At 39.5% G+C, this 23714-nt stretch carries 21 protein-coding genes and 1 tRNA gene; 10 read left to right on the top strand and 12 right to left on the bottom strand.

Annotated elements, in window-relative coordinates:
- Positions 1–19 precede the first annotated feature (19 nt).
- Positions 20–775 (bottom strand): glycosyltransferase family 25 protein, encoded by a 756-nt coding sequence (locus tag I7H67_RS03270; RefSeq protein ID WP_013196847.1) that lies wholly within the window; start codon positions 773–775, stop codon positions 20–22.
- Positions 776–843: 68 nt separating this feature from the next.
- On the opposite strand from I7H67_RS03270, the gene ghy reads away from it, so the two are divergent.
- Complete coding sequence (gene ghy, locus I7H67_RS03265) at positions 844–1734, top strand: glycosyl hydrolase Ghy (protein ID WP_198307067.1); 891 nt, start codon at positions 844–846, stop codon at positions 1732–1734.
- Here ghy and I7H67_RS03260 read toward each other — a convergent pair.
- The 9 genes from I7H67_RS03260 to I7H67_RS03220 form a co-directional block, all read right to left on the bottom strand.
- Positions 1731–2765 carry a glycosyltransferase gene (locus I7H67_RS03260; protein ID WP_198307066.1) on the bottom strand — a complete coding sequence of 345 codons (1035 nt, stop codon included), beginning with the start codon at positions 2763–2765 and terminating at the stop codon, positions 1731–1733. The two genes, ghy and I7H67_RS03260, sit on opposite strands and share 4 nt — an antisense overlap.
- An 11-nt stretch (positions 2766–2776) precedes the next feature.
- The gene (locus I7H67_RS03255) at positions 2777–3541 is read right to left on the bottom strand and encodes a glycosyltransferase family 2 protein (protein ID WP_198307065.1); all 765 of its coding nucleotides are present in this window, start codon (positions 3539–3541) and stop codon (positions 2777–2779) included.
- Positions 3538–4293 (bottom strand): polysaccharide deacetylase family protein, encoded by a 756-nt coding sequence (locus I7H67_RS03250; protein ID WP_198307064.1) that lies wholly within the window; start codon positions 4291–4293, stop codon positions 3538–3540. The genes I7H67_RS03255 and I7H67_RS03250 overlap by 4 nt, the downstream gene beginning before the upstream one ends.
- Positions 4290–5318, bottom strand: a complete 1029-nt coding sequence (locus I7H67_RS03245; protein ID WP_151827756.1) for a glycosyltransferase — start codon at positions 5316–5318, stop codon at positions 4290–4292. Before I7H67_RS03245 ends, I7H67_RS03250 begins: the two co-directional genes overlap by 4 nt.
- Positions 5319–5340: 22 nt before the next feature.
- A complete protein-coding gene (locus tag I7H67_RS03240; protein WP_198307063.1) occupies positions 5341–6231 on the bottom strand; it encodes a mitochondrial fission ELM1 family protein in 891 nt (296 codons plus the stop codon).
- Positions 6232–6298: 67 nt separating this feature from the next.
- Positions 6299–7225: a branched-chain amino acid transaminase gene (locus I7H67_RS03235; RefSeq protein ID WP_045435575.1), complete on the bottom strand. Its 927-nt coding sequence runs from the start codon at positions 7223–7225 to the stop codon at positions 6299–6301.
- Between the two features lie 24 nt (positions 7226–7249).
- Positions 7250–10000 carry a bifunctional [glutamate--ammonia ligase]-adenylyl-L-tyrosine phosphorylase/[glutamate--ammonia-ligase] adenylyltransferase gene (gene glnE, locus I7H67_RS03230; RefSeq protein ID WP_198307062.1) on the bottom strand — a complete coding sequence of 917 codons (2751 nt, stop codon included), beginning with the start codon at positions 9998–10000 and terminating at the stop codon, positions 7250–7252.
- Positions 10001–10067: 67 nt separating this feature from the next.
- Complete coding sequence (locus I7H67_RS03225; RefSeq protein WP_198307061.1) at positions 10068–11339, bottom strand: sensor histidine kinase; 1272 nt, start codon at positions 11337–11339, stop codon at positions 10068–10070.
- 515 nt (positions 11340–11854) lie between these two features.
- Positions 11855–11941 (bottom strand) — tRNA-Leu (locus tag I7H67_RS03220).
- A 181-nt stretch (positions 11942–12122) separates the two neighbouring features.
- On the opposite strand from I7H67_RS03220, the gene queA reads away from it, so the two are divergent.
- The 7 genes from queA (at position 12123) to secF (ending at position 19711) form a co-directional block, all read left to right on the top strand.
- Positions 12123–13160, top strand: coding sequence for a tRNA preQ1(34) S-adenosylmethionine ribosyltransferase-isomerase QueA (queA, locus tag I7H67_RS03215; protein ID WP_198307060.1), 1038 nt, complete (start codon positions 12123–12125; stop codon positions 13158–13160).
- A gap of 229 nt (positions 13161–13389) precedes the next feature.
- Positions 13390–14418 (top strand): hypothetical protein, encoded by a 1029-nt coding sequence (locus I7H67_RS03210; RefSeq protein ID WP_198307059.1) that lies wholly within the window; start codon positions 13390–13392, stop codon positions 14416–14418.
- Between the two features lie 82 nt (positions 14419–14500).
- A complete protein-coding gene (locus I7H67_RS03205) occupies positions 14501–15073 on the top strand; it encodes a LemA family protein (protein ID WP_198307058.1) in 573 nt (190 codons plus the stop codon).
- Between the two features lie 150 nt (positions 15074–15223).
- Positions 15224–16357 carry a tRNA guanosine(34) transglycosylase Tgt gene (gene tgt, locus I7H67_RS03200; protein WP_004638765.1) on the top strand — a complete coding sequence of 378 codons (1134 nt, stop codon included), beginning with the start codon at positions 15224–15226 and terminating at the stop codon, positions 16355–16357.
- A gap of 97 nt (positions 16358–16454) precedes the next feature.
- Entirely contained in the window at positions 16455–16784 is a 330-nt protein-coding gene (gene yajC / locus I7H67_RS03195; protein ID WP_003655131.1) for a preprotein translocase subunit YajC, read from the top strand.
- Positions 16785–16835: 51 nt separating this feature from the next.
- Positions 16836–18737 carry a protein translocase subunit SecD gene (secD, locus tag I7H67_RS03190; RefSeq protein WP_013196834.1) on the top strand — a complete coding sequence of 634 codons (1902 nt, stop codon included), beginning with the start codon at positions 16836–16838 and terminating at the stop codon, positions 18735–18737.
- An 8-nt stretch (positions 18738–18745) separates the two neighbouring features.
- A complete protein-coding gene (gene secF, locus I7H67_RS03185) occupies positions 18746–19711 on the top strand; it encodes a protein translocase subunit SecF (protein WP_013196833.1) in 966 nt (321 codons plus the stop codon).
- Between the two features lie 63 nt (positions 19712–19774).
- Here secF and coaBC read toward each other — a convergent pair whose 3' ends face one another.
- Positions 19775–21028 carry a bifunctional phosphopantothenoylcysteine decarboxylase/phosphopantothenate--cysteine ligase CoaBC gene (coaBC, locus tag I7H67_RS03180; protein ID WP_198307057.1) on the bottom strand — a complete coding sequence of 418 codons (1254 nt, stop codon included), beginning with the start codon at positions 21026–21028 and terminating at the stop codon, positions 19775–19777.
- Between the two features lie 99 nt (positions 21029–21127).
- Between coaBC and radC the strand changes: the two genes are divergently transcribed.
- Together radC and I7H67_RS03170 are read left to right on the top strand one after the other, a co-directional pair.
- Positions 21128–21847, top strand: a complete 720-nt coding sequence (radC, locus tag I7H67_RS03175) for a RadC family protein (RefSeq protein WP_198307056.1) — start codon at positions 21128–21130, stop codon at positions 21845–21847.
- 61 nt (positions 21848–21908) lie between these two features.
- Positions 21909–22820, top strand: coding sequence for a bestrophin family protein (locus I7H67_RS03170; RefSeq protein ID WP_005064169.1), 912 nt, complete (start codon positions 21909–21911; stop codon positions 22818–22820).
- A gap of 4 nt (positions 22821–22824) precedes the next feature.
- Here I7H67_RS03170 and I7H67_RS03165 read toward each other — a convergent pair whose 3' ends face one another.
- Entirely contained in the window at positions 22825–23676 is an 852-nt protein-coding gene (locus I7H67_RS03165; protein WP_198307055.1) for a PHP domain-containing protein, read from the bottom strand.
- Between the last annotated feature and the right edge of the window lie 38 nt (positions 23677–23714).

Genomic DNA, 23714 nt, shown 5'->3' with positions numbered 1-23714 from the left:
AGAAAATCTAAAAAAACGACTAAATTATATATTTATTAAGTATATATTTCTTTAGTTTAACTCTTAGGTAACGTAACAAATCACTGTCATCTTGTGAAATAGGAGTAATTAAGCTTCTTTCCTTTTCTAAATAACTTAACGCATCATTATTTTCGATGATTGGGTGATCGAATAAAAAACTGACATAGAAACTAAAATCGCCTCGTCCAACAAGGTCTTGCCAGTGATCATAAATTTTTATCGGCTGATGGTAATCAACCAACATTTGTGCCATTTTACGGTCTACAACATAGGCATACGCATAGGCTAGTTTTTCGAGATAGTCGTAATCAACTTTTAGAATTTTTTGGTTATACAACTCTTCCGGTAAAAACTTTCCACGAACGCGATTGCATATTTTCATTTGAATACCGCCCAAGCTTAGAAAAAAGCACGGACCTAGGTTCAAAGAACTAATATGTTTTTCTAAGTCTTGGAAATCAATTTCAAAACGCTCGATCACATCATCTTCAAAAATAATTGCATATTCTTCATCGGAGCTTAAAAAATCTTTTAGTGCAGCAATATGAGACATGGCACAACCGAGCTCGCCAGGCGTCATCGGTTTTTTCTTGCCTGCCACCCCTTGTTGAAAATATTCACTGACGCTTAAATTTTTACCGATTACCCCAAACTGCTTAAATTCATCGCGATACTTGTAAAATGTTGCTTGAGAGTACAACTTTTTTAAACGTTCACTATTAGCAGATTCAATACTGATTAAATATTTTTTCATTTCATTCAAATGTTAAAATGAGTCAGGGATAGTCTATCTAATTATAGTTATATCGAGTGTAAAATTTAATGCTAAATCGCCTGATTCAAAAAAAATGGTATAAATACCAACAAGCAAAAAAAGCAAAATCTTTTGACTCTCATTGGTATATGCGTTTTGGCTGGTTAGAACAACCGTTTACTACACTTGAGCAACTAGATTCTCTATTTGAGATCCACTCCCCTAAAAAGTTTACATTTGCAGACAGCTTTTATGCTTATGAAAATGGCCGTCATTTCATTTTTTTTGAAGAAGTTGATGACGAACACCCTGTAGGCTTTCTTTCTGTTTTAGAAGTCTTCAAAGATGGCACCTACACACCACCAGAGACAATCTTAAAGCTCGACTATCACCTTTCTTATCCTTGTGTATTTAAGTTAGAAGACACTTGGTACATGATCCCAGAAACTTCTGCCAACAAGACGATTGAACTTTGGAAATGTACTGAATTTCCACTGAAATGGGAAAAGCATTCTAATCTGATCGAGAATATCGAAGCAGTCGACAGCACCCCCTTCTATCATGAAGGCTTATGGTATCTTTTTACTTCAACACGTCGTGATTGTAAGAAATTTGGTGATCGTTTAGATCTATTCTTTACCGAAGATATTTTAAATCCGAACTGGCAAGAGCACCCAATGAACCCAGTGTGCCGAGGCAGTCAGCAGTTCCGTATGGCAGGTAAACCTTTTATTTATAAAGGACAACGGGTTCGACCAAGCCAAGATTCTTTAAAACGTTATGGTGGTAATATCGAATTAAAAGCGATTACTCAGCTTAGCCCGACAGCTTATGAAGAAAAATTACTAGAAGTAGTTTTACCTGACTGGAATCAAGCAGATGACGGTTGTCATACCATTAATGTCGAAGATAACTTCGTGGTACTTGATGCCATCCGCCTTACACCGAAGAATAATTAAGTTTTCAGCAGGCCTTTATAAATATTAAGCGTCTGCTCAGCCATGGCTGGTACAGTCAGTTCAGCCTTGGCTTTTGCATATAAAGGGCTAAAGTCGTGTTGAGCCTCAGGTTGAAGCGCACATTTAATCGCTTTTGCTAAACCTTGTGCATCTCCAATTTCTGCCAGATATTGCTCCGGCAACCACTCAATCACACCGTTCACTTTGGTTGAAGCCATTGCTTTATCGGCCTGTAAAGCTTCGACCATGACGAGTGGAAAACCTTCACGATCTGATGACAAAACCACGATATCTGCTAATTGCACCAGATCTCGAGCATCGGTTCTAAACCCAAGAAAAGCGACCCGATCTTGCATGTTTAATTCACTGACTTGTTTTTCTAAACTTGCTCGAAGTGAACCATCACCAATAATCCATAAATTGGCATCAATCTGTTGCATCGACTCAATCAATAAACTGATATTTTTTACTGGCTCTAGACGTCCAATACACATAACAACTTTTTTGCTTGCATCTAGCTCAGCAAAATCTTTTTGAATCGATTGAAGTAACTTTTCTTTATTTTCAACTGTAAGTACAGATTGAGGATAGACCCCGTTGTAAACCACATGTGCTTTAGACTCAGAAATGCCTTGCGTGAGTGCTTGGCTCACCGCAATAACAGCATCACCTGCTAAATAAGCAGACTTATTCTTTTTAGTACCATGTACTGTTGTCACAAATTTTGGGCCAGATAAAAATGGCTTAATTCGGGCAATCAGTTCCGCCGCCTTTCCTGCTTGTGCATGAACAATAGTAGGTTGAATTTGCTGGATAAGATTTTTAAGTTGCCAGAGTAAAAAAATATTCCAACGACTACGTGCAAAATCAACCGCATGAAAATGTACTTGTTGGCTAAACTTGTCTTGATAGCAAGGATGTGCAATCACATGTACTTCATGATTTAAAGCAAGCTCATTAACAAGGTTAAAAGTGTGCTGCTCTAAACCACCAACACCACCACTCGTTGCCAATACCTGAACAATTTTCATAGTTTGCCTACTTATTTTTTATCTTTATTCATAGTCTGTTCAAATAGTTTGGCTTCTTTTAGAAAAGCATAAAACGCGTTAATCATACTATTTACGAAACCACGCCAACCATTCAAGAAACTACGGCGAATAAAATAAGATTTCATGAAAGTCACTGGCATTACCAAAACCAATTTTGCAACGCTTGGAGACTTTCCTTTTTGGTATTTCTCTAATGCTTTGAGGTTGGAATATTGGTTATTTTTTTCGACTTTAACGAAAATGCTCGACTCACCATAATGATAGATATCATGTTGAGCACGTTGAGATTCACCTTCCACAATCACATTTTCATGGACTTTATTGGCAAGGTCATAATGCCCTTGAGACTTACGGAAAAAACGCACCTTCGCATGTTTTTTAGTATGTTTGCTGTTGGGAACACCTAGAAACACGTCATTAATCGGTATGATTAAAGCATCAAGTTTATTCTGCTGAATGGTCTCAACAATTTCTTGTTTTAACTCATTAGATAAGACTTCATCACCATCTAAATTGAGTACCCAATCATTTCGGCATTTTGCTAAAGCTAAACTTTTTTGCCCAGCATAACCTTGCCAGTCTTGATGAGAGATTTGCGTATTTTCAAAGCGCTCTGCAATTTCATAAGTATTATCAGTGCTGCCAGAGTCTAAAATAATGACTTCATCAAATTCACTAACACTTTGCAAAGTTCGCTCTAACCAAGCACCACAATTTAAAGTGACAATATAGACACTACATGGAATTTTATTCATAACTTATAACGTCCTTTAGCAAGGGCGATACGCATCTGTAAAGCATTCATGGCACCATGCGTGCTGACACGTGGAATATTAAATTGATTAACTGCTTCATAGGCTTCGATTTTTTTACGAGTCGATACTGCGTTTTTAAAGCCAATCTCTTGAGCCATTTTTTGGTGCTTTTCATTAAATCGACCAAATGGATAGGCAAAGCTTGGGCACTTCCCAACTAATGCCTCAACGTCACGTTTAGACTGAAGCATTTCATCGTAAGCGGTTTGATCGTCAAGCTTAAGTAAGTTCACATGGTGTTGCGTGTGTGCACCAAATTCAATGAAACCAGAATTCGCCATTTCATGAATTTGATCATGAGTTAGCTTTTCGATGCCTTCAATTTGCGTTGCCAAATAAATGGTTGCTTTTGCATTATATTTTTTAAGTAATGGATAGGCATAAAGATAATTATCCATAAAGCCATCATCAAAACTTAAAGCAACGACATTTTTTTGATTCTGGTATTGTTCAAGCTCAGAGACAAAACAAAAAATAGCTCCTTTACGCGTCAACAACGTTAAGAGTTGTTCAAACTTTTCAGGAGGCATGTTCATACCAGAGGCTGCATCTTTAGGTGTAACCTGATGCAACATCACAATGCGTGGTAGTTTGTTCGAACGAAACGGAAGCCAGAAAGTATAATTACCCAGCACATACAACAGTGCAGCAAGTACTAATAGGCCTACCGCAACGTACAAAAACCACATCATGCATAAACCTCATGTGACCATTCATAATCTTCTGAAAGGGGCTGCTTAAATGTCACTTCAACCATAAATTGGGTGATGCGTTTAGCATTGAAAGACCTACGCGTTTTCTCCCAACCCTCTTTCGCTATTTTTTCAGCCTGATCTGGGTTTTGATCAAAGAATTGGATCTTCTTGGCCAAATCAAACTGATCATCAAAGTAAACCACTTCCTGTTCGGTATAGAGCTTCTCAAAGCCCGGAATTCTTGGGCTAAAAGTCAATAAACCATTACCAGTCAGTTGTACAATACGGTCAGAACTATACAAAGTTACATCATTACGGCGTGAGTAATTAAGTCCCATTTTTGTTTCAGATAGAACTTTATAATACGCTTTACCGTAAACACCAGGTTGCTCAAAACATCCATAATATTGATAGTTTACATGGCCTTGTTGCAACGCATCTGCTAAGTCCTTTAAGAACTTCTCACGCTCAGGTTCTTTATAAACCACGCCACAAAAAATAAAAGTCTTATCCGTATTCACATTTGAAAATTGCTGTAGTGTTTCTACATTACGGTGACCCACATTTGGCAGATAAGCTACGCTTAAATGCGGCTGTTTTAATTTTTGTAGATATTCGCCACCGGTTGTACAGAAAATAGCATCTAAATATGGCGAGAACGCTTTAACAAAGTCGAGTTTGCTTTCAAGATAAAGTGGGTCAACATACCAAAATGCAATTTTAGTATTTGGATAAGCTTCTTTAATCTGTCTGAGAACATCTGGACTCATTAAGTCACTATGTCCAATAAGTACCAGATCAGGTTCAATATTATTAACGACCTTTAGTACTTCTTTATTGGCCCAATTGGCACCCAGTTTTTTTGTTTTAAAAATGGTTCCCATTCGAGCCATGTCACGAAAACTAAAGTCATAAACGAAATGGCCATTTTCAATTAATCCGGCAGAAATTTTACGGTCTGTGCAGTAAAAATGGGCGCCTTGTTTATTAAAGCCAAAATTCGCAATATGCAATATTTTCATTTATTTACTCAAAATAAAAAATTTAATTTTTCACTAAAAGATATGTTGCCACACGGTCTGCTTCTTTAAAAGCATAAGGTTGTGGTAACTGTACAACACAAGTCTGCTGTGAAATTAATTTTGATTCTAACATTTGATCAACTGAGTGGGTAATCCGGTCATCTTTCAACCGGTCCATTGCCATTACACCGACTCGACAACCCGCGGTAAGCGCCTCAAAAATCATAGATACACTGTCTTCTGTTACCCAAACAGCTTCTGCTTTTTGCATTTCTTCAAAAATCCAGCCTTGAGGTGTTTGATCAACTGGAAATATTTGTAAATCCCCAGCAAAGCTTTGCTGTCTTAAAGTATCGATAAATTCTGCTGGCGTGCGACGTGAAGTTGTTAAAATAATTTCAGCGTTTGGATTATTCTCAACAATTTTTTGAACACTGCTTAATACTTTGTTTTGGTTCCATTGATGTCGTTTAGATGAACCACCTAAAGCAATTAAAATTCGGTCTTTTTGATGGCGGTTTTCATTACGAATTGGATTTAATGCGCCACGTGTAACAATCACATGGCTATCGGCATGGATACCGTCATGTTCTGGAATAACAGCATAATCAAAGCAAACCACAGGTAAGTTAGGCTTCATCAAAATAATAGTTTTGGCTTTTCTAAAAATTTTGCCGAGTAACCAGACACGAAAATGTGTGTGACTTCCCACTCCAAATATAAAATCGGGTACTTTTTTTAATAACGATTTTTTTGAAGAGAAAAGCGCCTGAACTAAGGAAATAATTGGCAACTCAGAAATAAGGATCTCTTCAAAAGTTGTTTCTGGCTGTTGTCTTTGCATTGCCTGAAACAAGCCTAATGCTTGTGAACGGTGCCCTGCCTTACCATCAGAGACATAGACAATGTGCATAAAAGCTCCCGAAGCCAAAAATAAAAAGGCGAAACTTATGTTCGCCTTTTTATGTTAACGGATTAACTTATTTTACGTAAGTTAACCAGTGTTCATATTTCGGATTTCTACCTTGAACTGCATCAAAGTAAGTCTTTTGAATTTCAGTAGTAATTGGGCCACGGCCACCTGTACCGATTGGACGGTCATCGTATTCACGAATTGGTGTTACTTCCGCAGCAGTACCTGTGAAGAATGCTTCGTCTGCAATGTAGAATTCATCACGTGTAATACGACGCTCAACAACTTGATAACCAAGATCTCTAGCAATCGTCATTACTGTTTGACGTGTAATACCATCAAGCGCACCACCAGCGATATCTGGAGTGTGTAAAACGCCATCTTTAATTAAGAATACGTTTTCACCAGAACCTTGGCACACATAACCTTGTGGGTCCATTAACATTGCTTCGTCGTAACCAGAATGTGCAACTTCTTGGTGAGCAAGAATTGACAAGGTGTAGTTACCAGATGCTTTTGCTTTACACATCGTCACGTTTGGATGATGGTGAGTAAATGATGAAGTTTTAACGCGAATACCATTCGCCATTGCTTCATCACCAAGGTATGCGCCCCACGCCCATGCTGCAACTGCGGCATGAATCGTGTTATTTGTTGCTGCAATACCAAGTTTTTCTGAACCGATCCAAATAAGCGGACGTAAATAGCAAGAAGCTAATTTATTTTCACGAACAACATCGATTTGTGCTTGTTCAAGCGTGGCTTGATCATACGGCACTTTCATTTGATAAATTTTTGCTGAATTTAACAAACGTTTTGTGTGGTCTTGAAGACGGAAAATGGCAGTACCTTTAGGCGTTTCATAAGCACGAACACCCTCAAATACGCCCATACTGTAGTGTAATGTATGGGTTAAAACGTGAATCTTTGCATCACGCCAATCAATTAATTTTCCATCTTGCCAAATAAAACCATCACGATCAGCCAAATTCATGGAACACTCCAAATTGTTATAAAATCATTCACTATCCAACTCAACCGAGGCGGTTGGGTCTATTAATCTTTGCCATAAATTGCAAACGACCGCACGGGTACTACGCCAGTCCGCTGCGCTGACTTGCATGGATTGATTTGCAAGGGCTAAGCGGTGGCTTTCGGCACGTTCACTAAGATAGGCTCGAATTAATGCTGTGGCATCTTCACTGGATAAGCAGTCTGCTTTAGCAGCATCTTCTAATATTCTTACATTATCAGAATAATGGGCGAGATCGGGTTTCGTCCCGCTCCATGCAAGTACAGCATACTGTGCCATAAATTCGATATCGACGATACCACCTGCGTCCTGTTTTAAATGAAAAATACCATGTTTTTTTTGTTCAGAAGACGAACCTAGGTGGTCTTTCATTTTCTGACGCATTTTCAACACTTCCTCACGAACATAAGCCTCATCTCTAGATTGAGTCAATATCTCACGTCGAAATATTTCAAATTTCTGGCAAAGTACCTCATCACCTGCAATAGAGCGGGCACGTACTAATGCCTGATGCTCCCAAAGCCATGCACTTTTCAACTGATAGTGTTCGTAGGCCTTAAGACTTGTCACTAATAAACCGGCCTCACCTGAAGGTCTTAAGCGTGTATCAATTTCATAGACACGGCCATCAAGGGTTTGAGTGGTCATGAGTGACATAAACTTTTGAGCGACACGCATAGCAAACTCAAAGCCACTAATTGACTTCGTTCCATCCGTATCTGCTTGCTCATCTAGATAATGAATAAAGACAAGGTCCAAGTCAGAACCATAGCCCAGCTCAATCCCACCCACTTTGCCATAACCAATAACAGCAAAGGCTTTGTAGTCGAGTGAGCAACGTTTCCCATCGACATCACATGGGTAACCATGACGCTTTGCTACAGTCTGATAAGCTAAATGAAGTGTTGCATTAACACTAACTTCAGCAATATCGGTTAATGCATCAGACACTTTCATTAGCGGGCTTTCAGCTAACACATCACTTGCCGCAACAGTGAGTACATTGCTCTTTTTAAACAATCGAAGTGCTCGCATTTGGTCTTCAACTTGATCAATTTCAATGCGAAGCAATTGCTGACGTAATGAGTCTTCTAAGTCCTTACGCCTTGGCAACTCAAAGCCCATCGATAAAAACTCATCAAGCAGTACTGGATATTGCGTTAGCTCTTCACAAATCCAAGGACTCACGGTCGCCATTTTAACTAAGCGTTGCAATGCACCTTTACTTTCAATCAACATCACTAAGTACACGGTTCGGCGCATGACTGATTCAATCAGCGGCATTAAGCGCAAAAGTGCAGTTTGAGGTTGTTCTGACTGTAAAATCACTTCAATTAAATGAGGCCAGAATGTCTTTAATCGCTGAACAGCATTTGAAGGTAATTTTTTGAGTGCGTGACCATGCCAGAATTCATGAATCAAATTTTTCGCATTGTCATCCAACACTTCATCTAACTGCTGCTCTAACTGTCCAAAGTTCTCAGTTGCGGCATTTGAACTAGTATCTTCAATAAGCTGCTTAAATTGAACTTTAACTTTTTGACGTTTCTCGTTAAGAACATCAATAAATTCATCCCAACTCACAAAACCCAAGGTGTCGATAATACGCTGTCTTAGGTCTACTTCTTCTGGTAGTAGCTGAGTTTGTTGGTCATTGAGGGCTTGAATTGCGTGTTCAACACGGCGTAAAAACAGGTAAGCGTCCTCAAGTTCTAAAACAGCTTGTCTTTCTAATAAGCCAGCCTCACCAATGTGCTCAAGGCTGACTAAACATTGACGGTCTTGCAGCTCACGTTTAGAGCCGCCGTAAATAAGCTGGAAGACCTGAACGATAAACTCAATTTCGCGAATACCGCCTGCCCCGAGTTTAATATCATCCTCGATATGACGACGTAACACTTCACGCTCAATCATCGCTTTCATATCACGCATAGCGGCAAAAGCCGTGTAATCAACATAACGGCGGAACACAAAAGGGCGTGTCATCTCTAACAAGTCTTGCCCTTCTTTACCGCCCGTCACAACACGCGCTTTAATCCACGCATAGCGTTCCCACTCACGACCATGCTGACTTAAATATTTTTCTAAAGCTGCATGACTAATCGCTAGTGCCGAGCCATCTCCCCAAGGACGCAAGCGCATATCAACTCGAAATACAAAACCATCTGCGGTAATGTGCTCAAGCAAATAAATGAGTTTTTGTCCCCACAAAATACAGAACTGCTGTACATCAATGCATTTGCGGCCATTAGTTTCGCCTTGTTCATCAAAAGCAAAAATCAGGTCAATATCACTCGACAGATTAAGCTCTTGAGCACCAAGTTTACCCATGGCAACGACAATCAAATCTTGAACTTTGCCAGAGTAGCTCATCGGTTCACCGTGTTTCGCCACAAGCGCTACACGTGCAAAATCCTTTGCCGCACAAATACTGGCATCGGCAAAATCAGAAAGTTCGCGTGTCAGTGTGACAACATCGGTAAGCTGATTGGCATCTTGCCAAATCCAACGGAACATTAAACGACTTCGTAAAATGCGTAGCCCACGCATCCAAGATGTTTCGTCACCAATTCCATCTAATGTAATTTGTACAAATTGATAAATCTGTTCGGTCGAGAGCGGTGCAGTAAATTGATCTAGTTGGTAATCTTGTTCTAAAACAGCTTGATGCAAGCCTAAAACTTGTTCTGCGTACTGACTCGCACGCAATGTTTTTTGTAACTGCTCCGCATTCATATAAAAAGCTCTTTTCCTCGTACTCTGTTTTTAGTTATAGCAGTTCGAGTAGTGGTAGGAAAAGGGATTAGACTAATTTTGCTTCCGCTGAAGAGTAATGCTCTGCATGAGCCTCATGACTTTCTTGAGCCGAAGGTAATAAAACTGTAAATGTCGTTCCTACGCCTTCTTTGGAACTGACATCAATTTTACCCTGATTAATTTCGACAAAACGCTTACAAAGACTTAAACCTAAACCCGCACCTTTTTCACCGGCGGTTCCTTTAAAGCTGGCTGTAATACGTGGATGGAACAAATTTGTCATTTGTTTTTCGGTCATGCCTAAACCAGTGTCTCGAACTGTTATTTCTATATTTTTATCAGCTTGTTTGGCTTCAATAAAAACTTTGCCAGAGCCATCAATATCTGTAAATTTCAGCGCGTTTGACACCAAGTTTTGAATTACAGAGGTCATCATATTGATATCGGCATAGATATTTAAATCATCTGGAACATCATTAACCAGTTCAATATTTTTCTTCAAAGCTAATGTGTGCAGTACATCGCAAACAATATTGCTAACCTGTCTAAGCTTAAAGTTAATTGGATGATAAACAAAACGTCCGCCCTCAGCCATCGCCCATGTCAGTAAGCTTTCAAGCAGGTTATAGGTCGATTGTGAGGTGTCATATAAATAATCAGCAATGTTTTGAATGCTCGACTCATCTAAAGTTTCACGCTCTTTGGCGAGTACTTCTGAAAAACCTAGCAGACCATGAAATGGTGCTCGGAGATCATGTGAAATGATTGAAAAGAATTTTGTTTTACTTGAATTAATCGCAACCTGTTGCTCGTAGAGTTCGTTTAACTCTTCATAATTAAACTTCAACTCGACCTGTTGCATAAAAGTAGAACAGTAATCGAGCAATAACTGGATATCTTCATCTTCAAATGTTGCTGCATCGTCATCAAAAAAAACGGCAAAGCCCATCGAGGTTTTATCAGGGTGTAGAAGATGCACGGCCAATGCCCTGCTGCACTCGATGTTTAGTTCTTTTAAATAGTTGGTTAAGTTTTGATAAGAAGGATGTGAGTGATTAATGATCTGTTGTTTAGCAAAGCACTGTTTTAAATGTTTTGAAGGTTTAAACGAAATGGCGGTCATACCATCTGGGCAACGATGCCAAAAGTAAGGTTCTTGATTAAAAGTCAATAAGGCTTTTTTACACTTCAAAAGACGAAGACTAAACCGGAAAAATTGCTCGATATAGTTCTGCTCGGCATTTAATCCAAGCAAAAGCGATATTCTACAAGCACTTAACTGCTCAATCTGGTTTAGTTCTAAATGTTGGAATGTCATTGCCCGCCTCACAGATTTTGTCGTTTTTGGTCGGAACCGCTCTTAAAAAATGTACTTATAATCATTATGATCTACTACAAACTTTAACACAGTACATTAAAAGAGCAACTTTCTTTTCAAAATAGAAATGTGAAGTTTCAATTAAAGGTTTTCAGATACATAAAGTGGGTATGGTTGAGGAAAATACAACAAATATTTGAAGGTAAAGAGTTGTAACATGTTAGAAATGCGAGTTTAGAATAGTAGTAAAACAGAGTAAAAAAATAATATTTGAATAAGAGCTTAGATTCTTGCTCAGTTTCGCTTTTATCAAACGTGTTTGGTATTTAAACAAGAACTTCTTGAGCTAAAAAAATGAAAGATTTTTATAAGCTCTAAATTTATAACTAGAAATTCTAGTCCGATTCTTGGGATCAAATAATAACTTCTTAAGCTCTATCCACTTTTTTATAACCAACAAAAAACCCCTAAGCCGTTAGCTTAGGGGTTTTCGTAGAATCTTACGATTCTGAATATGGTCCCGAGGGTCGGACTCGAACCGACACGTCATCTCTGACAGCGGATTTTGAGTCCGCCGCGTCTACCAATTTCACCACCTCGGGAGAGGAAGTATGTTTGTGTTGCGTATATTAGCGCGTTTGTAAAACTTGTCAAACCCTAAGTGAATATTATCGTTCACTTTTAGATCACTTAAACATTTTTCATGATTTAAGCCAGAAGCACAGCCATAAAAAAGCGAAAAAGTTTATACTAGGCCCAATTTTTGCGGTTTTTTTTCTAAATATGCAACTGTCTGACTTTTCCTTTGAATTACCTGATGAACTTATTGCCCGTTACCCTCTCGAATCACGTAGTGCTTCACGATTGTTGCACCTAGACTCAAAGGGTCAATATCACGATCACATGTTCACAGACATTATCGATCTGTTCGAAGACGGGGATCTGTTAGTACTCAATGACACCAAAGTCATGAAAGCACGACTTAAAGGAAAACGTTCTACAGGCGGTGCTATCGAGATTTTGGTTGAGCGTATGCTGAACCACACCACTGCGTATTGCCATATCAAATCTAGCAACTCACCTAAAGCAGGTGCTGAGCTTTATGTCGGTGCCGATAACATTCCTGTGATTGTTCGTGGCCGTCACGAAAATTTATTTGTGGTTGAGTTTTCACAGGCAATTTTGCCTGTACTTGAACAATATGGTCAGTTACCTATTCCACCTTACTTTAACCGTGAAGCAGAAGAAATTGACACTGAACGCTATCAAACGGTTTTCCATAACCCAGAGAAAATTGCCAGTGTTGCAGCACCTACTGCAAGCTTACATTTTGATGAAACACTTTTAGAAAAATTAGAACAAAAAAATGTTCAAAAAACTTTTGTGACTTTACACGTCGGTGCAGGCACATTTATGCCTGTTCGTACTGATGACATTACCAACCATATCATGCACAGTGAATGGTGTGATGTACCTCAAGAAACCATTGATTTAATTTTGGCAACTAAAGCACGCGGCAATAAAGTGATTGCCGTTGGTACAACCGCGACACGTGCTTTAGAAAGTGCAGCTCAAGCTCATGGTGGTAAAATCGCGGCTTGGACTGGTGACACGCAAATCTTTATCTATCCGGGCTATGAGTTCTGCATCGTAGATCGTTTAATTACTAACTTCCATTTGCCAGAGTCTACTCTGCTCATGTTGGTATCAGCGCTATCAAATCGAGATAACATTTTGGCTGCCTATGAACATGCAGTTAAAAGCCGCTATCGTTTCTTTAGTTATGGCGATGCAATGTTGGTTGATAAATTAGACATTTAAATACTAAGGCTGGGTTAAACCATATCGGTTAATGAAAAGGTTTAACCCAGCTTAAATTTTTATAATAAAAATAATGAATTTAGCTGTGTGAATTGCAGAAATTTAGCGATGAAATCAAACATTAATTTTTAAAGAAAAACTCCAAATTTAGAAATATTTGGTATTTATCTCTTTCAATTTAAAAGATAATCTAGAAATAGCTCTTTATGATAATGAACTCATTACTTCCATGCCAATCGATACTGTACAAGAAGCTCTTCATATAAGGCGTAAAAAAAATACACAGGTTTTTCGCAATATTGCTCGACTTTGGGATGCTGGACAAAAATCTCATTCTGCCCAAGAGCTTTTAGATGCATTACATCCATGGCGTGAAGATCACAACCTTCGTTTTTTTAATGTGCTCCCCTATTTACTCGCCATTTGCAGTATCACAATATTAAGTTTTGGTTATTTTCTTCATCCACATATTCAATATATTTGGAGTTTTTTAGGTGCCTTTTTAACAGGGTTTCTGGCGTATTTACTCTATCAATCTCAAGAACCTTTAACGCAAGTTATTCATTATCTAGAACAACGTATGGTGATTTTGCGTTACGATTTACAGTTTCAGCAGTTACCAGCTTATCTTCCCATTCATGCTCAGCCAGTTTTAGTTCTGAGTAAACTAAAACAGTATTTCCCTCTGTTTAACCGAGGGACTGAGTCTAACGAAATTACTCAGTTTGCTTCGACGACATGGAACGATGGAGTAACCGATCATCAAGTCTTGCTGTTTCAATATCATTACATTAATGAAATCCCTATTATTCAAGACCAAAATAGCGATAAAAAAATTATAAAAGAAATTCATAAAGATTTATGGGGCGCTTTTATATTTCAAATACCAGCTTTGGGTATTGCCGTTAGCAATCAACGTTCTCGTTTTTTTACTCCCTACAGCAGTAAATGGCAAAGTAGCGATATTTTAATTAACCAAGAACTTAATATTTTTGGGCTTAATCAACACCAGTTAGCCAAAGAAGTCAGTCCGAGCTTAACTTTAAAATTAAATGATTTTTTTCAGCACTTTAAAGGTGATTTAATTTATCATCACGAAGAACAAATTTTGTGTTATCTGGGTGAGCAAAATCTTTTTCAGACCACAAGTAAGCAAAGTGAAATTCATGATGTTTCAGCATTGCGTGGGCACTTGCGTACCATGACCATGCCGCAATATGAAAACTTTCAGCAATTAATGTTGAACTTAATTAAATAAATCTCTCGTATGACTTGATTGTCGTCTCATTAAAAATGAGAAGTCAAAAGTACACTGAGGGAATAACAATAAGGAACTGACCATGACTGGTTTATTTATTTTCCTGGGGATTTTTGTTGTACTGATCGTCTGGGGCGTTCACATCCGTAATACCATCGTACGTTATTTTAATGCGACCAAACGCGCTTGGTCTGAGGTTGCCAATTTCGAACGTCAAAAGGTAAAGACGTTAGAAGCGCTTGAGACAACACTGAATCAATATACTCATTTTGAAAAATCGACATTAGAAAAAGTCACTGAATTACGTCAGCAAATTCTTAATTTAAATGTGAATAACACTGATATTTCTCAGCTCCAACAAATCGAGAAAATGAGCAAAGAACTGATTCGTAGGTTAAATGTCGTTGTTGAAAACTACCCTGAGCTTAAAGCCGATTCACTCTATAGCAAGATGATGGATGACATTCAGGAACAAAACGAAAATGTGGGTGCTGCGATTAGCATCTTTAACCGTAATGTCGAGCTGTTCAACAACCAGATTGAAGTATTCCCTAACAATCTCATCAATACATTAACTTTATCCAAGAAAGCGATTCGCCCTTTTAAGGATAATCTTGTTAATGAAAATTTTGACTATAAACCTAATTTTCAATAGGAAAAAAACAGCCCCGAACCTGTCGGAAATTTTATCTATTTTATAACCAGCTACATTTAGTAGTAGAACTACATCGCAGAATCAAGGAAAATAGCTCTCTTTTTAGCAGCGAACTGTTTCTTCGCCTCTGCTCGTGTTCAGGATTTTTAGATGAAGTTTGAAAAATTAGGTCAGTCGGGGCGCGCCCGTCGTGGTCGTTTAACTTTAGAGCATGGTGTTGTTGAAACACCTGTTTTTATGCCAGTGGGGACTTACGGCACAGTCAAAGGTATGCTACCGCGTGATATCGAAGACATTCAGGCACAAATTATTTTAGGAAATACCTTCCATTTATATTTGCGTCCGGGTCTTGAAGTGATTAAAGAACACGGCGGTTTGCATAACTTTATTAAATGGGATAAGCCAATTTTGACTGACTCTGGTGGTTTCCAGGTTTTTAGTCTTGGCGCAATGCGCAAAATCAAAGAGGAAGGTGTTACTTTCCGCTCGCCGATTGATGGTTCGAAAGTGTTTTTATCGCCTGAAATTTCTATGGAAATTCAGCAGGTATTGAACTCTGACATCGTCATGATTTTTGATGAATGTACACCTTATCCTGCAACGCATGAAGAAGCACAAAAATCATTGCAGCTTTCTTTACGCTGGGCAAAACGTTGTAAAACTCATCATCATGATGAGCTTAAAAATAAGAATGCGTTATTTGGCATTATTCAAGGCGGTATGTATGAAGACTTACGTGATGAGTCTTTAAATGGTCTTCTTGAAATTGGCTTTGACGGTTATGCGATTGGCGGCTTATCTGTAGGTGAACCTAAAGATGAGATGATCAAAGTTTTAGATTATCTACCAAGCAAAATGCCACAGGATAAACCGCGTTACTTGATGGGCGTTGGTAAACCAGAAGATATCGTTGAAGCGGTGCGCCGCGGTGTCGATATGTTCGACTGTGTAATGCCAACCCGTAATGCGCGAAATGGTCATTATTTTGTCACTGATGGTCTGGTACGTATTCGTAATAGTAAATATCGCCATGACCAAAGTCCGCTCGATCCACATTGCGATTGCTACACTTGTAAGAACTTTACCCGTGCTTATCTATTCCATCTTGAAAAATGTGGAGAGATGTTAGCGTCTATGCTCGGTACCATTCATAACTTACGTTATTACCAACGTTTAACTGAAGGTATGCGTGATGCATTAGAGAATGGCACATTTGATGAATTTGTTCAGGACTTCTATGCCCGTCGTGGTTTAGAAGTTCCACCATGTCCGGTTGATGAATAAGCCCGATTTGCGCTCAACCTCAAGACAAGGTAAATTGCAAAACGAATTAGGATTATGTCAGGTATCTGACTCATATTTTTAACTTTAGGAAATCAAAATGAGCTTTTTAATTTCTGCTGCACATGCAGCACCGGCAGCTGGCCCAACTACAGGTATTTTGCCAAACATCTTGATGATTGTTGTATTCGTTGCAATCTTTTATTTCTTAATTTGGCGTCCTCAAGCAAAGCGTGCTAAAGAGCACCGTTCTTTAATCGAAAGCTTAGGTGTAGGTAGTGAAGTTGTGTTCGCTGGTGGTTTAATGGGCAAAGTGACCAAAATTGAAGGTGACTATGCAGTTGTTGAACTTAGCCGTGGTGTAGAAGTAAAAATTCAGCGTGCCAGCGTAATTTCAGTATTACCTGAAGGCACTCTAAATAACCTTTAATCATAAAACAGTCGTGCTTTAGCACGACTTTTTCATTTAAGAAGAAAGCGAATGCGTTACCCTGCATGGAAATATTTACTGATTCTGGTTGTTCTGGTAGTCAGTACATTATACGCACTGCCTAGTCTATATCCGGATGAGCCCGCCGTTCAAATTTCCGGTGCCAAAGCTGGTACCCAAATTGATCAAAGTGTGGTGCAAAAAGCAGAGCAAATTTTAAAAACAGCAAATATTGCAAGTCACGATAATACTTTTACAAATAATGCTGCCCTTTTGCGTGTCAGCTCTTCTGAAGCGCAGTTGAAAGCAAAAGAAGTATTACGCCGTGACTTAGGTGATCAATATGTTGTTGCCCTAAACCTTGCACCGACCACACCGGAATGGTTGCAAAAAATTGGGGCAAAACCAATGAAACTTGGTTTGGACTTACGTGGTGGTGTCCACTTCTTGCTTGAAGTAGATATGGACAAAGCCGTTGCCCAACGTATGGAAACTTCTGCCACTGATTTGCGTCGTCAGTTCCGTGAAAACAAGATCAAATTTAATAATCTTGCATTAACAAACAATGTAATCACTGTTCAATTTGCTGACAATGCTGACCGTGACGCAGCAATGGATTTTTTACGTCGTAATGGGAATGAATATACCCAACAGGCGTTAGCAAGCTCTACAGGTTCTACTTTAAAGCTTACTTATACCGATGTACGTCGCCAAGAAATCCAGTCATATGCGGTAAACCAAAACCTAACAACATTACGTAATCGTATTAACGAACTTGGTGTTGCAGAAGCATTGGTACAAAGTCAGGGTAGCAACCGTATTGTTGTTGAATTACCGGGTGTGCAAGATACAGCTGAAGCTAAACGTGTTTTAGGCCGTACTGCAAACCTCGAATTCCGTTTAGTTTCTGACTCAAATGATCAATATATTGACCCATATACAGGTAAATATAATGGTCAACCTTTACCTCCGGGCACAGAAGTTTTTGCTTATGAGTCTTTAGATAGCGGTCGTCAACTTCTGTTGCAACGTAACCGTATCTTAACTGGTGAGCGTGTTCAAAATGCAAGCTCTGGCTTTAGCCAAGACTCTGGTGGTGCCGAGGTAAATATTACCCTCGACAGTGCTGGCGGTAAGCTTATGTCCGATGCAACTCGTAATGCTGTTGGTAAACGCATGGCGGTATTGTTCATCGAAAATAAGCAAAAAATTACTTATGTCACAGATCCAAAAACTGGTGCGCAAACAGAAGTTCGTACTCCATACACTGAATCTGTAGTCATTAATGCTGCAACTGTTCAGGCTGTTTTAGGTTCAACTTTCCGTATTACCGGTTTAAGTTCTCCTCAAGAAGCATCAGAGCTTGCATTAATGTTGCGTGCAGGTGCTTTGGCTGCGCCAATGTATTTTGTTGAAGAACGTGTGGTTGGTCCGAGTCTTGGTCAAGAAAATATTGATAAAGGCGTATTATCAACTCAAATCGGCTTCTTGCTTGTTGCAATCTGGATGGTGGTTTTCTTCCGTCTATTCGGTTTAATCGCTAACTTTGCACTTGTTGTTAACTTGGCAATGATTTTAACGGTTATGTCATGGATTGGAGCTTCCCTCACCTTACCAGGTATTGCCGGTATCGTTATTACCATTGGTATGGCGGTCGATGCGAACGTATTGATATGTGAGCGTATTCGAGAAGAAATGCTCTGGGGAGCATCGCCCAAACAAGCCATTGTGGCCGGTTATGATCGAGCTTATAACACCATTTTTGACTCGAACTTAACCACGTTCCTTGTTGCTTTCATTTTGTTTGCAATTGGTACAGGTCCGATCAAAGGTTTCGCCGTAACATTAATGATTGGTATTGTATGTTCGATGTTTACTGCAATTACAGTGACTCGCGCAATTGTACAAATCATTTATGGCAAACGCCGTAACTTGAAAAAGTTGAGCATTTAAGGAGATCGATGATGACTAAAGTGACTCAACAAGATTCAAAACAATATGGACGTCCGGATGATGCAAAAATCATCCCGTTCATGAAGATTGCCAAACCTGCGGCAATCTTCTCGATCCTGATTACATTGGCGAGTATTTTCTTTATTGTAACTAAAGGTCTTAACCTCGGTTTGGACTTTACAGGTGGTGTTTCAGCTGAGCTTAACTATGCTCAACCAGCAAACCAGTCTGACGTTATTCAGGCACTCGACAAAGCTGGCTTTAAAGATGCTGTAGTACAGACACTTGGTAGTAATAAAGACTTACTTGTGCGTATGCCAGTACAAGAAGTTAAGGTTGAAGACCTTAATAACGCGATTACTAAGGCTGTACAGCTGCCAAACAATGCCGCAGAAGTTCATAAAGTTGACTCTGTAGGTGGTCAAGTTGGTAACGAGCTATATGTTCGCTCTGCTGGTGCGGTTGCCCTTGCACTTATTTTAATGTTGATCTACGTGACGATCCGTTTCGAGTTTAAACTCGCGATGGGTGCCGTAATGTCTTTATTCCACGACATCATCATTATTATTGGTGCTTTTGCATTATTCCAATGGCCGTTTGACCTTACAGTTTTAGCTGCGGTACTTGCTGTTATTGGCTTCTCGCTTAACGATAACATTGTAGTGTCAGACCGTATCCGTGAAAATTTCCGTAAAATTCGCGGTGCGACTCCTCGTGAAATCGTCGATATTGCTTTAACCGAAACTTTACGTCGTACTATTCATACATCAATGACCTTATTGCTTGTCGTTCTAGCAATGATGTTCTTAGGTGGTGATGGTCTACACTGGTTCGCTGTTGCAATGTTTGTTGGTGTCTTTGTAGGTACTTACTCTTCAATTTATATCGGTACAGCATTTGCCTTATGGCGTGGTCTTAACCGTCAGGACTTCATCGTTCAGGTTAAACCTGAATTTGAAGATGACATTCCTTAAGTTGGATAAAGTAAGACATATAAAAAAACCGCGATTCATTCGCGGTTTTTTATTTAGAACATATTATTTACGGCGTAATGCATCCGAAATTGCTTCAACCAACTGTTGAGAAATTTCTTGTTTAGATGCTTTTTCTAACTCACGCTTTTTCATGTGATAGTTTTCAGCAAAGAAAACTGTCATCGCATTTTCATCAGAAGCAAAACCAATATCTGCACGTGACACATCGTTACATGCAATCATATCGAGCTTTTTAGCAACCAGCTTTCCTGCCGCATATTCTTCAACATTCTGTGTTTCAGCTGCAAAGCCCACCATAAATGGACGTTTTTCCTGACCAGCAATAGTTGCAACAATATCCGGATTTTTTACAAGGGAAACATTCAACTCATCCCCTGCCTTCTTAATTTTATGCTCGGCAACTTCGGCTACACGATAGTCAGCGACTGCGGCAGTTGCAATGAAGATATCACAGCCTGTTTCTAACGAGTCCATACTGATATCTAACATCTGTCTTGCAGAGGCAACATTTACTCTTTTTACACCATTCGGTGTATCTAAACTTACAGGTCCAGCAATCAGAGTCACTTGTGCACCAGCAGCGTAACAAGCAGCCGCTAAAGCAAAGCCCATTTTACCAGTACTGTGGTTCGAGATATAACGAACAGGGTCAATTGCTTCACGCGTTGGCCCAGCAGTAATCACAACTCGCTTACCCGCCAATAACCCAAATTTTTCAGCAATTGCACGTTGAGCCTGATGGAAGTAGCCAGCCACTTGCTTGGCAATTTCTTCTGGCTCAGGCATACGGCCTAAACCAACATCACCACACGCCTGCTCACCCGCATCTGGCATGATCACATGCACACCATCTTCGACCAAGGTTTGTAAATTTCGTTGTGTAGCCTTGGCTGCCCACATTTGCTGGTTCATGGCAGGCGCAACCCATACAGGAGATTTTGTTGCCAAAAATACTGTACTGAGCAAGTCATCTGCTAAACCATGCACAAATTTTGCCAAAGTATCGCAACTTGCAGGCGCAACCAGTAATAAATCAGCCCAACGTGCTAATTCAATATGTCCCATTCCAGCTTCAGCCGCAGGGTCTAAAAGTTCAGTATGGACAGGGTTACCAGAAAGAGCCTGAAAAGTTAGTGGAGTAATAAATGCCTGAGCACCATGTGTCATGACCACGCGCACATCAAAGCCATAATCTTTGAGGCGGCGGACTAAGATGGCACTTTTATAGGCAGCAATTCCGCCAGTCACAGCTAAAACGATGTTTTTATGAGGAATAACACTTAGATCAAAGCTCACGAACAGGATACCTTACTGTTGCAGTGGCGCTCACAATAGCATTAAATACGCGCAGACCCAAGATTGATTGGGCAAACAAAATAAAATTTTAAGCGAATTATGCTGGGGAATATGAATACTTCTATTAAAAATTGGCCCGAACAAGAGCGGCCAAGGGAACGGTTATTACAACAAGGCCCTCAAAGTCTCTCTGATGCAGAGCTATTGGCGATTTTTCTTCGCTCAGGTTCAAAGCAGCATTCAGCAGTCGAATTGTCACGTTTACTCATTCAACATTTTGGTAGCCTAAATGCAGTATTTGATACATCGTTAAGCGAGTTAACTCAATTTAACGGAATTGGAGCAACGAAATATTCTCAATTACTGGCAGTCAAAGAACTCGGACGACGTTATCTCAATAATCACTTTCAGAAGAATAATCTTAGTCTTCACTCTTCTGATTTAGTTTTGGATTATTTACGCTATGAATTAAAAGGTGAAAAACAAGAAGTCTTTGCCGTGCTGTGTCTAGACCCAGAATTAAGAAAGCTCCATTTTAAAAAGCTATTTTTTGGTTCAATGCAACATTGTGCAGTCTCGGTCAATCAAACCTTACGCTACGCCTTACAACAGCATGCTTGCCAGCTCGTTATTGCACACAATCATCCATTTGGTTCAGCGCAGCCTTCTGCCGAAGATATTGCCTTAACTCAACAACTGGAACATGCCTGTCAGCTTGTCGAAATACGCCTCTTGGATCATTTTATTATCTCACCAGAAGGAAGCTTTTCATTTGCTGAACAACAACTGCTCAACCCAACAATAATATCAGTTCAATGATATTGACAAAGGGGCACTAAGCCTAGAAGATCAAAGCAAAAATAGTGACGTTAAAAACAAAATGATTGTTCGTGAGCAGCCTAGTATTTTCAAAGTATTATTCTCTTGGCGAGGGACAATTTTACCCAAAATTTTACCCTCTCTAGGGGTCGTTATGCTGATTTCGGCAATCATTGGGGGCGTAGAATATATCAATCTTTATCGCTTTCCAGAAATTCCTTTGGTTGGCTTTACTCTTATTGGCGTCGTACTTTCTATTTTCTTAGGATTTAAAAATACTGCATGTTATGACCGTTGGTGGGAAGCCCGAAAATTATGGGGCGTTTTAATTGCAACTTCACGCCATTTTGACCGTGACTGCCGAATTTTGACTCAAGCCCGCCGTGAACGTGTGATTCAGCATGTGATTGTTTTTGCTAACGTGTTACGAGATCGTTTACGCCGTCAGACGGCGAACCCAACTGAGCTCATACAAACCAGCGGTATGAGCCAGCAAGCACTCACCCAGCTCTATCAGCAAAATAATGCCCCTCAGTACACACTTAGCCTCATTCACTGGGAATTATTGCAAGCGCTTAAAGAAGGTGAAATCTCAGACATCATCTATGCACAGATGAATAAAAATGTTGCAGATTTAAGCGTTGTGCAAACTGGGTGTGATCGAATCGCCAATACGCCCATTCCATTTGCCTATTCAGTTTTGCTCAATCGCACTGTCTATTTTTTCTGTTTTATGTTGCCGTTCAGTCTTGGTTCATTGCTTGGATTAGCAACACCTTTATTGGTGGGAATTTTGGCATATACATTCTTAGGACTTGATGCACTCAGCTCGGAAATTGAAGAGCCTTTCGGTACTCAAAGTAATGATTTACCTTTAGATGCCATGGTACGTAGTATCGAAATTGAACTTTTAGGGACTTTGGGGAAACCTACCCCACCACCAATTCAAGCTCAAGATAATAACTTGTTGTAATGGCTTAGAGAAAACGTTCCCAAACACCTTGCTGATTAGCCGTTGGCTTAGGTGTATTTCCCAGTTTAATCCATGGCATATTTTCACCATGAAAATCACTGCCAATCGATACAGCTAATTGATATTGCTCAATCATCCGATCAATCATCTGGCGAGTAGATAAAGTTTCCATCGGTGGAGGTAACTCAATTGCATCTCCACCTGAAGTTGCGAACAATTCAATTAAATATCGAACGTTAGTTGCAGATAAATCATAACGAGTCGGATGTGCTAAAACTGCCAACCCTTTACTTTCGTGAATCATGTCAATTGTTTCTTTTAACCCTAATCCTTCAAACTTTACAAAAGCACGTCTTCCCTCTTTTAAGAAACGATCAAATGCTTGTTGAGGACGGGTTACAACTTTTTTCTCGACCAGTGTTTTAGCAATGTGTGTTCTGGTGATGCGGTCTGCCTGATCTTCTACTTTGGCAAGAACATCTTCATAAATCTGAAAACCAATACATTTTTCTAATAAATCACAAATGACTTTAGCTCTTTGCGCTCGTACTCTTTTTTGTTGTTCTAATGCTTCTAAAATTGGTGCTTCATCTTGCATGTTTAAAGCAACAATATGTACACCATAACTCTTTTTGGTTGTTGGGCGTGACCACTGACTCGAAATTTCCGTACCAGAAATGATTTTTAAATCATGACCTTGCGCAGCAATTCTAGCTCGCTGCAATCCGTCCATTGTATCGTGATCAGTTAAAGCCAAAGTATGCAAATTCACATCAATAGCAGCTTGCACCAGTAATTCCGGAGACAAAGTTCCATCAGAAATATTGCTATGTGTATGTAAATCTATGCCTTGCATCTTTTATACTATGCCATTCACCAAACCTGATCAGATAC

It is taken from the genome of Acinetobacter sp. ACIN00229 (genome assembly GCF_016106645.1).
GTDB lineage: Bacteria > Pseudomonadota > Gammaproteobacteria > Pseudomonadales > Moraxellaceae > Acinetobacter > Acinetobacter oleivorans.
This window is presented reverse-complemented; position numbering and strand designations above follow the sequence as displayed.

Bases quoted from the DNA above. Each gene is read 5' to 3' on its own strand.
- secD (WP_013196834.1), top strand. From the start codon at position 16,836: ATGCGTTACCCTGCATGGAAATATTTACTGATTCTGGTTGTTCTGGTA.
- tgt (WP_004638765.1), top strand. From the start codon at position 15,224: ATGAAGTTTGAAAAATTAGGTCAGTCGGGGCGCGCCCGTCGTGGTCGT.
- I7H67_RS03225 (WP_198307061.1), bottom strand. From the start codon at position 11,339: ATGACATTCCAACATTTAGAACTAAACCAGATTGAGCAGTTAAGTGCT.
- queA (WP_198307060.1), top strand. From the start codon at position 12,123: ATGCAACTGTCTGACTTTTCCTTTGAATTACCTGATGAACTTATTGCC.
- I7H67_RS03235 (WP_045435575.1), bottom strand. From the start codon at position 7,225: ATGAATTTGGCTGATCGTGATGGTTTTATTTGGCAAGATGGAAAATTA.
- radC (WP_198307056.1), top strand. From the start codon at position 21,128: ATGCTGGGGAATATGAATACTTCTATTAAAAATTGGCCCGAACAAGAG.
- I7H67_RS03170 (WP_005064169.1), top strand. From the start codon at position 21,909: ATGATTGTTCGTGAGCAGCCTAGTATTTTCAAAGTATTATTCTCTTGG.
- I7H67_RS03255 (WP_198307065.1), bottom strand. From the start codon at position 3,541: ATGAATAAAATTCCATGTAGTGTCTATATTGTCACTTTAAATTGTGGT.
- I7H67_RS03210 (WP_198307059.1), top strand. From the start codon at position 13,390: ATGCCAATCGATACTGTACAAGAAGCTCTTCATATAAGGCGTAAAAAA.
- ghy (WP_198307067.1), top strand. From the start codon at position 844: ATGCTAAATCGCCTGATTCAAAAAAAATGGTATAAATACCAACAAGCA.
- I7H67_RS03205 (WP_198307058.1), top strand. From the start codon at position 14,501: ATGACTGGTTTATTTATTTTCCTGGGGATTTTTGTTGTACTGATCGTC.
- I7H67_RS03240 (WP_198307063.1), bottom strand. From the start codon at position 6,231: ATGCACATTGTCTATGTCTCTGATGGTAAGGCAGGGCACCGTTCACAA.
- secF (WP_013196833.1), top strand. From the start codon at position 18,746: ATGATGACTAAAGTGACTCAACAAGATTCAAAACAATATGGACGTCCG.
- I7H67_RS03250 (WP_198307064.1), bottom strand. From the start codon at position 4,293: ATGATGTGGTTTTTGTACGTTGCGGTAGGCCTATTAGTACTTGCTGCA.
- I7H67_RS03260 (WP_198307066.1), bottom strand. From the start codon at position 2,765: ATGAAAATTGTTCAGGTATTGGCAACGAGTGGTGGTGTTGGTGGTTTA.
- I7H67_RS03165 (WP_198307055.1), bottom strand. From the start codon at position 23,676: ATGCAAGGCATAGATTTACATACACATAGCAATATTTCTGATGGAACT.
- yajC (WP_003655131.1), top strand. From the start codon at position 16,455: ATGAGCTTTTTAATTTCTGCTGCACATGCAGCACCGGCAGCTGGCCCA.
- I7H67_RS03270 (WP_013196847.1), bottom strand. From the start codon at position 775: ATGAAAAAATATTTAATCAGTATTGAATCTGCTAATAGTGAACGTTTA.
- I7H67_RS03245 (WP_151827756.1), bottom strand. From the start codon at position 5,318: ATGAAAATATTGCATATTGCGAATTTTGGCTTTAATAAACAAGGCGCC.
- glnE (WP_198307062.1), bottom strand. From the start codon at position 10,000: ATGAATGCGGAGCAGTTACAAAAAACATTGCGTGCGAGTCAGTACGCA.